This window comes from Novipirellula sp., from assembly GCF_041583735.1.
Taxonomy (GTDB): Bacteria; Planctomycetota; Planctomycetia; order Pirellulales; family Pirellulaceae; genus Novipirellula.
Genome location: NZ_JBFHFD010000357.1, coordinates 1 through 8,783, shown reverse-complemented (window position 1 = coordinate 8,783; position 8,783 = coordinate 1). Strand labels below are relative to the sequence as shown.

Here is an 8,783-nt window from a genome sequence, read left to right as displayed (position 1 = left end):
GAAGCATCGATGCGCACGTCAAACACCTCGGCGAAACGCTAAAGCGAGCAGCCGAGCACAAAGGGACGTCGCTGGTCGAGGTCTACCAAAACTGCAACGTGTTCAATGACGGCGCAATGGCTTACGCCCAAGAACGCAAGCAACGGGCTGAAAACGTGGTCGAACTCGAGCACGGCAAGCCTCTGATCTTTGGTACCAACAATGACAAAGCAGTGCGATTGGTCGGCAACCATCTTGAAGTGGTCAACGTGTCCGACGTGCCCGCAGACGACTTGCTGATTCATGACGAAAAGGAAATGAATCCCTCGATCCAAATGATGTTAGCTCGGATGCGATACCCCGAAATGCCTGAACCGATCGGCGTGCTGCGTGCCGTCGAAGGGATCGCCACCTACAACGACCAGATCAACGACCAAGTCACGCTTGCCAAACAGAAAAAAGGCGAGGGAGACCTGCAGGCCCTCTTCAACTCGGGTGACACCTGGGACGTCGCCTAAGGGCCGAGCCCAAGGTAAATTTAGGGGCAGCCAAAACTCACGCGTGAGTTTCGTATCGCACAGAAGACAAACCAAAGTGCCGATAAAACGAAAGCCTTGACGACTTTCGCTACGACTAACCCTAACTCTCATCCCCGACAAATTATCGGCTTGAGCGAATCGGAATGCTCAAGCAGATATGACCTCAGCCGATAACGCTGAAGGTGAGCGGGCGAGCGAACTGCGTCTTCCGCAGCTTGCTCGCGTGCTCGTTCTATCCGTTGCAACTCTTAATTTGGAAATTGATATGCCCCGCGGAAAAACTTATTCGGACGCTTCCAAGGCCATCGGCGATACCCCGATGATCCAAATCAATCGACTGGTCCCCGCGGATGGCGCGACGGTGTTCGCGAAGTGCGAATTCTTTCAGCCGCTCAATAGCGTAAAAGACCGTATCGGCGTGGCGATGATCGAAGCGGGCGAGCGAGATGGCAAGATCACCAAAGACACGCACATCATCGAACCGACCAGCGGGAACACCGGTATCGCGTTAGCGTTTGTCTGTGCAGCCAAAGGCTACAAGTTGACGCTGACCATGCCCGAATCGATGTCGGTCGAACGCCGTGCTCTGCTTCGCGCGATGGGAGCCACTTTGGTTCTGACTCCTGCGGCCGAAGGAATGAAGGGAGCGATCAACAAGGCGGGCGAATTGGTCAGCGAAAACAGCAACGCGTACATGCCTCAGCAATTCGAAAACCCTGCAAACCCCGCAATTCACGAAGCAACCACTGGCCCCGAAATCTGGGCCGACAGCGGCCAGAACATTGATGTCTTGGTTGCGGGTGTCGGCACCGGGGGAACGATCACAGGGGCAGCCCGTTACCTGAAAAAACAAAACCCGAACTTCAAGGCGATCGCCGTCGAGCCGATCCACTCGGCCGTCATCAGCGGTGGCGATCCTGGAAAACACCGCATCCAAGGGATCGGCGCCGGTTTTATTCCCAAAAATCTCGACACCTCGATTGTTGACGAAGTGGTCAAAGTCGATGACGAAGATGCGTTCGAATGGGGCCGCCGGCTCGCCAAAGAAGAAGGCATCGTGGCGGGGATCAGCAGCGGAGCGAACATGTGGGCAGCGGCTCAAGTCGCCGCACGTCCCGAAATGAAGGGCAAGCGGATCGTCACGATCATGTGCAGCCTAGGCGAACGCTACCTCAGCACGCCCCTGTTTGGCGACCTGGGAATGTAGACCCCACGATTCGCGGGCACCCGGCCAATCGGGCATCCGGCAAAACAAGCACCCGGCCAATCAGGCATTCTGGGGATTTCGCCAAAACCAACCGCTCGCCGCTGCTGCGTTCTTACAGCAGCGCGGCGCGAGCCCGATACAATCGACTTAAATACCAACCCGGGGGTGCTTCGAATCCTGGCAGTGCTTCGCCAAGGTGATCGCCGCAAATTGGTGATCGCCGCAAAAATACCATCGGCGCATAAAAAAAGGCCCAGGTCTTTGCCCCCCGGTGCGACGAATCATGCTGGATCGTCGCTGAGCTAAAGACCTAGGCCCAAATGCGGTGCTAGAATACCCATCGGCGTTTTGCCCCACGCAATGGTGTGCCGATTCGTCCTCCAACACGATTTCTTATCGGAATTGTTTTAGCGACCAGTTGACTCGGATTGCGAAAAAATTTTTTCGTTTTTTTAGAGGGTGACGCAGTAAGCCATCAGCGATTGCCATTCTTTCCACTGCACGTCTTGGCATTGGCCGTACAACTGCGTCGATCCCCGGGTCGCCTCGGCGCAGGCGTCGACGAATTCTTCGGGACTGCGAAATTGGTCTCCACAGATTTCGGCGAGCTGTGTGATCACGGGATGCTTACCGACACGGCGGAACCAGTACTTTGCGTTACTGAAATCGCCTTCACGACGATGCATGATTCCGTGCCAAAAACTGCCCTCTTTTTCGTCAATATCCTGGCTAATTCGATGACTGCGGTCCAAATCGCCAGCCAAAAGCCACAGTCCGCTGGTGCACAATTGGGCCCCTAGCGGCGAAGACGCGTTGATCGACTTGGCAATATCGCCGCTGCGAAGCAGCGTTTGCAGCGTGGCGACACCCTCCCCCCCGCTACGGGCCCCATCGCCCAGGTCGGGCATCGGTGCATTTTGAATCGCCTCGATCAGTTCGTTCGAGAATCCAGAGAAAGCCTTCGTGCAAAAGGAGTCCAAGTTTGGCAAAACGTCGCCTCGCTGTACTACAAATGGAATCGGATTTTGGGGTGAACAATGACCAGCAAGGCTACCGGGACGCCGCCTGGATTGCTAGACTGCGACACGGCGATGACGGCAACTTATTACAATGGCCTTCATCGTAATTCCCTCTTCGCTTCGCTCCTGCCCCCTGCAGAGACCTGATGACTAACGGCGACAATCCGACTTCTGACCTTCCCGTTTCTGACGCATCCGCTGCATCGTCCCCCGCAGGGACCAATGCAAAGTCGGCGACCCCCGAGGCAGCCGCCTCGGCGAGCCCCAGCGAACCGACTGCGAACTCGGCGGACACAACCGACGCCAACGCTAGTGCCAGTGCTTCAGAAAGCAATGCTCCAGAGACCAGTGCGGCAAAAACGCCCGGCACTCCCGCTTCGCCCTCGGCCGCTCCGTTGGCCGGAGCCGTTCGCGGCGCGGGCCCATTAGCGTCCCGCGGCCTTGGGGTTGCCAAGCCCGCTTCCCCTTCGGTATCGCCAGAAAAACTTGCTGCCGCGACCGCGGACGCTGCCAAGAAACCAAAGAAGAAGTCCAAGAACCGCACCCCACGCTTGCCTGGTGATGATGCATCCAAGCCAGCATCGTCCGCTCCGGTTGCCGCCAAGAAGGTCGCGGTTCCGAACCGACGCGAATCGTTGTCGGCGGACCTGCAAGCCGAACTTGATGCGGAACTCGGTCTGGCCGATGTCGAATCGATGTTGGGTGGCAATGCCGGGATGCCCGACCGCCGCGAGCCACTTGCCGAGGGCGCCCGCGTCCATGGCCGTGTGCTAAAAATCAACGACGACACGGTCTTCGTTTCGCTCGGGGGGCCTGATGAAGGCGTCGTACCATTTGAGCAATTCACCGGCGAAGAACCCAAGCCCAATGACAATATCGAAGTCATGGTGCGAGGTTTCAATCGCGAAGACGGTCTATACGTGCTGACGCTGCCCGGATCGGCGGTTGAAGTCAACGATTGGGAAGACATCGAAGAAGGGACTGTCGTCGAAGCGGTCGTAACCGGTCACAACACCGGTGGACTCGAGTGTAAAGTCGGCAACATGCGTGGCTTTATGCCAATCAGCCAAGTGACCGAATTCCGTGTCGAAGACCTGTCGGAATTCGTCGACCAAAAACTCGTTTGTATCGTCACCGAATCGAACGAACGTCGCGGCAACCTAGTACTCAGCCGACGCGCCGTCCTTGAACGCGAACGAGAAGAAAAGCGCAAAGAGCAGCTCGAGAAAATCGAAGTCGGCGACACCTTGGAAGGGGTTGTTCGCAGCGTCAAAGATTTTGGTGCATTCGTCGACCTCGGTGGCCTCGAAGGCCTGATCCACGTCAGCAAGCTCAGCTGGGAACGAATCAAGCATCCAAGCGAAGTGATTCAAGAAGGCCAGATGGTGAAGGTCACCATCGACAAAATCGACAAGGAAACCGGCAAGATTGGCCTGTCCTACCGCGACTTGTTGGAAAACCCGTGGGACACCGCCGAGGCCGCCTTCGCCGTCGGCACGATCCACAAAGGAACGGTGACACGAACCGCGCCGTTTGGCTGCTTTGTCCGCCTGACTGCGGGTGTCGAAGGCTTGGTCCACATCAGCGAACTGGCGCACCACCGCGTCTCGAAGGTTGACGCCTTCGTCAGCGAAGGCCAAGAAGTCGAGGTCAAGATCCTGAGCTTCGACCGCGATTCACAGAAAGTCGCCCTTTCGATCAAGGCGGCTCAAGCCGTCGCGGCCGACGCCGACGCTAAACCCGAAGTCGAAGAGGACGAGCCTCAACGTGAAGTCGCGATCAAACCGACTCACCAGGGCCCGCTTCGCGGTGGCAACAACACCGATTCGGGCGGCGAGCGATTCGGGTTGCGTTGGTAAAGACGGGTTTTGATCCCTAACGGTTTCCGATTGAACGCCCGAGCGATGTTTATTTATAGCGGTGCGGCGCAAGCCGCCCGGTCGTTTTCGAACGTTTTACTCGCCGCAACCGGACGACTCGCGCTGCAAGCGCTAACCAAGATGATGGTTTGCGGCGTTTTTCGACAAAGCGGCGTCCGACGCGAACCGCTGCCGCATCTTCCTATTTCACGACACCTTCGATCACGCCGCAGTGCACCAGCGTCGGGACCTTGGCCTTGCTCGCCAGCCCGGCTTCGGCCATCCAAGTCCGATACTCCGCTTCGCTGTACGCGCGGCCTTCGGTCAGCGTGAACAATGCGGCAGAATACAGTGCAATCGGCAGCGGACCGTCCAGCGAATCATTCAAGAAGACATCGTGAATGAACAACCGGCCGCCGGGCTTTAACGCCTCGACGCAGCGACGTATCAGCTGCTTGCACTCGGGAACATCCCAGTCGTGCAAGATGTTCGACAGCAAGACCGCATCCACGTTTTGCGGCAGCGGATCGGTAAACATGTTGCCTGGATGCAACTCCACTCGATCGGTCACCCCGTAGGTTTCGGCAAACTCGTGGGCAACCTTCAGCACGTCGGGCCGATCAAAGACGACCGCGCGCAACTGAGGATTTTTCTGCAGCAACGCATAGCTGTAGATCCCCGTACCGCCACCAAGATCCAAGAGGGTTTGGGCATCGCTGATCGGCAATACTTCGGCGAGCGCCGGAGCCACATTCTTGGCTCGTCCGGCAAGCGCCAAAGTAAAATGTCGCGCCGACGCCTCGGCATCCATCGCCGACTTTGCTCCATCGCGATAGATGAACGCGGTTCCCGAATCCCCTTCGGACCCGAGTGGCTTGTTGCTTTTCAACAAGTCGACCATCGACATCACGCCAGGCGATTGAGCCGCGAGCGACAGATAGTCGCCACAATCCAATCGCGATCCCGGAACAAGATGCTCCGACGCCAACGCTGTCAAACATAACTTGCCGTCATGCTGCTGCAGCAAATCCATCGCACGCAGTGCAGTGACCAACACGTTCGCCGGACGCGGTTGAAGCCCTAGCTGATCCCCAAGTTCCTCAAGAGTCATCGGGCGTTTTGACAAACACCCAAACAGATCAAAATGAGCGACCGCGGCGGTCAACAGCTCGGAACCATAACTGCCGCGAAAGAGTTCAAAGATGGGCGTGGGATCAACCACCGGCGGCTGGATCGCAGATTCATACATGAGTGGCGTCATTGGAGAGAAGAGGAATGAAGGCGATTACGAGGACGCAGACACTCCAAAGTAGCCATCAAGTGTTGGCTTGGCTAAATAACGGCGTCCCCAAATCATCAGAAACAGTTTTAGTGAAAACCATCCCACGATAAAGAGCATGCTAATCACCACACCAATAGTCGAAAACCATGCCATCGTTTCACCTCCCATACCTCCGCCTTGCTGGCCTGCGATCTTCTGCATGTATTCCTGCGTCACCGGGAACAGTTCGAACTGAGTGAGCGAGTAGACAACGACTCGCACCGATTCAAAAAAGATCGCGACTAGCAGCGTACGGCGAATCCAGGATCGACTCCACAATTTGCGTTGAATCAAACCGATGCCGCCTGCAAACAGTGCCGCGCCAATCGCGATTCCCAAAAAGCTTAAAGCGATATTGACGAAGTAGTACCTGCCAAGGACCGCCATCATTTCACGTTGCATCTCGCCTTGGATCTCGCCGGCGGCTCCCGACGGAGTAAACATCGAGGCAAACCGCTGCGCGAACAACGTATTCGCCAAGCTTCCCAGCGAACTCAATCCACCCAGAATTCCCGCGACAATGCAAACCACGGCAACAACCGTGATCCCCGTCGGCCGAACGACCGCAACGTCGTCGGCCAATTGTGCCTGAACATACGGATTGGCTTCTGTGGGATGGCCCGCAGCTTCCGAAGAGGATTCAGTCATGATGGTCAATTCCGAAAGAGAGAGCAAACGATGCGATGAACGCGAGTGAAGGAACGAAGCCACTATTACGGCAGAGACAAAAACGCTTGCTGAATCTCACGTGCCGAATGTCCTTTCTCGGCAAATCGAAACGCATCGGTCACCGGTCCGTTCAGTAGAACGATCAAACCATAGATCGATAACGCAATTTGAGTCGGTGCACAGTAACACGTCAAACACATCAACATCCCCACGCACAGCATGACGATCGCGAACGTGCGGCTTTGAAACTTAATGACCCGCACGCCAGCCCAGATGGTAAATACGGCGATGGCCAATACGCAAACCGCTGCGACGCCAAGCCCGATCAGCATCCCCAGTTCCATTTCTTGAGGCATTGGTGGCGGATTGGCTCCCTGTTTTGCCGCGTCTTCGCGAATGCTGCGAAAAATCATCGGCATCGCAAACGCGTACCCGCCAAACACCAGCCCCATCAACGTGATAAACACGCCTTGCACGATCATCAACACACCGAGGATCGGGATCTGGCCCACCATTCCACGCGAATGCACCTCCGATAACCGAACTGCGCCCGCGCCGCCGATCGACGCTGCGGACGACGAAGGAGTGTAGGGGTTCGATTCGCCTGAGGGGCGTGCAAACGGATTGGGATCATCGCTCATGACGGTCTCGCAAGGGAATATTTTCGCTCAAAATCTGCATGAAAGAATTGGCACGCTTGCAGCCATTAAAAGATATCAGGTTCTGCGCCGGGCGTGCGACCGACCAAAAAGTCAAAATCACAGCCTTTGTCAGCCTGCATCACATGGTTGGCGTACAGATGCAGATAGCCGCGATTCGCCAACGGCTTCGCTTCAGGCTGCTGCTGCGAACGTCGAGCAATCTCGTCCTCCGAAACATGCCAATGAATGCGGCGGCCTGGAATATCAATTTCAATTTCGTCGCCGGTTTGCACCAGTGCCAAAGGACCGCCCGCAGCACTCTCGGGTGCAATGTGCAGAACACATGTCCCATAGCTGGTCCCGCTCATTCGTGCATCGCTGATCCGCACCATATCACGCACCCCTTCCTGCAACAACTTTTTCGGAATCGGCAACATGCCCCATTCGGGAAAACCAGGTGCCCCCAGCGGCCCGGCGCTACGCAGAATCAGCACGCTGTCGGCGGTGACGTTCAGTTCGGGATCATGAATCCGGCTTTTCATTTCGGCATAATTATCAAACACCACCGCAGGCCCACGATGGCACTGCAAGCGAGGCTCCGCGGCAAGCGCCTTGATCACACAACCGCTTGGCGCCAAATTGCCTCGCAACACCGAAGTTCCTCCGGCTGGGGATAACGGGTTTTCGCGTGACCGGATCACATCTCGCTCGATCACTTGGGCATCCGCGATTTGCGTGCCCAGACTCGATCCGTTGATCGTTTGACACGTCGTGTCGACCAGATCACCAAGCTCTTTCAACAGCGCTCGCAATCCGCCTGCATGATAAAAGTCTTCCATCAAGTATTTACCTGCGGGACGCAGATTCCCCAGCACCGGGGTGATTCGCGAGAGTTCGTCGAACTGCTCCAGCGTCAGCTCGATCCCCAACCGGCCGGCGATGGCAATCAAGTGCACAATGGCGTTTGTACTACCTCCGATCGCCAGCGAGGTGACGACGCCGTTTCGGATGGATTGTGCGGTCAGAAAGCTCGAGGGCGTTCGCTTGTCCCAAGCCATCTCGACCGCTTGTCGCCCCGTGGCAACTGCCAGCCGCGAATGCTCGGCTACCACCGCAGGCACATTCGCAGCACCGCCAAGGGTGAACCCGAGCGCTTCGGCGATACAGGCCATCGTGCTTGCCGTGCCCATGGTCATGCAGGTTCCCGCCGAGGGCGCGATACAGTTTTCGATGCAATTCCAATCGCGGTCACACAAGTTGCCCGCCAGTCGTTCGTCCCAGTATTTCCACACATCACTGCCGCTGCCCAGTGTGACATCTTTCCAGCGTGCTTTTAACATCGGACCGGCAGGCAGAAAGACCGAGGGGACGTCGGCGCTGATCGCCCCCATCAACATTGCGGGAACCGTCTTGTCACACCCGCCCATTAAAACGGCAGCATCAATGGGGTGACACCGCAAAACCTCTTCCACCTCCATCGCCAACAGATTGCGATAGAGCATCGTGGTCGGCTTCATCATCATTTCACCAAGCGACATCACCGGCACTT

The 8,783-nt window shown here is 56.8% G+C and carries 7 protein-coding genes and 1 pseudogene; 3 read left to right on the top strand and 5 right to left on the bottom strand.

The genetic code is table 11. The features are described from left to right. Positions 1-497, top strand: a pseudogene (locus ABX962_RS22390) (2-oxoacid:ferredoxin oxidoreductase subunit beta); the annotation flags it as partial. Between the two features lie 286 nt (positions 498-783). Further along, positions 784-1,725, top strand: a complete 942-nt coding sequence (gene cysK, locus ABX962_RS22385; protein WP_372722476.1) for a cysteine synthase A — start codon at positions 784-786, stop codon at positions 1,723-1,725. Positions 1,726-2,177: 452 nt separating this feature from the next. Here cysK and ABX962_RS22380 read toward each other — a convergent pair whose 3' ends face one another. After that, positions 2,178-2,714 carry a hypothetical protein gene (locus ABX962_RS22380; protein WP_372722474.1) on the bottom strand — a complete coding sequence of 179 codons (537 nt, stop codon included), beginning with the start codon at positions 2,712-2,714 and terminating at the stop codon, positions 2,178-2,180. A gap of 176 nt (positions 2,715-2,890) precedes the next feature. Here ABX962_RS22380 and ABX962_RS22375 point away from each other — a divergent pair, with 176 nt between their 5' ends. Continuing rightward, the gene (locus tag ABX962_RS22375) at positions 2,891-4,603 is read left to right on the top strand and encodes a S1 RNA-binding domain-containing protein (protein WP_372722472.1); all 1,713 of its coding nucleotides are present in this window, start codon (positions 2,891-2,893) and stop codon (positions 4,601-4,603) included. A gap of 202 nt (positions 4,604-4,805) precedes the next feature. Here ABX962_RS22375 and ABX962_RS22370 read toward each other — a convergent pair whose 3' ends face one another. The 4 genes from ABX962_RS22370 to ABX962_RS22355 form a co-directional block, all read right to left on the bottom strand. Then, positions 4,806-5,852: a methyltransferase gene (locus ABX962_RS22370; protein ID WP_372722470.1), complete on the bottom strand. Its 1,047-nt coding sequence runs from the start codon at positions 5,850-5,852 to the stop codon at positions 4,806-4,808. 36 nt (positions 5,853-5,888) lie between these two features. After that, positions 5,889-6,572: a hypothetical protein gene (locus ABX962_RS22365; protein ID WP_372722468.1), complete on the bottom strand. Its 684-nt coding sequence runs from the start codon at positions 6,570-6,572 to the stop codon at positions 5,889-5,891. 65 nt (positions 6,573-6,637) lie between these two features. Further along, positions 6,638-7,234 (bottom strand): hypothetical protein, encoded by a 597-nt coding sequence (locus ABX962_RS22360; protein ID WP_345327888.1) that lies wholly within the window; start codon positions 7,232-7,234, stop codon positions 6,638-6,640. Between the two features lie 65 nt (positions 7,235-7,299). Continuing rightward, positions 7,300-8,783, bottom strand: a 1,484-nt coding sequence (locus ABX962_RS22355) for a dihydroxy-acid dehydratase (protein ID WP_372722466.1), incomplete at its 5' end; no start/stop codon positions are given.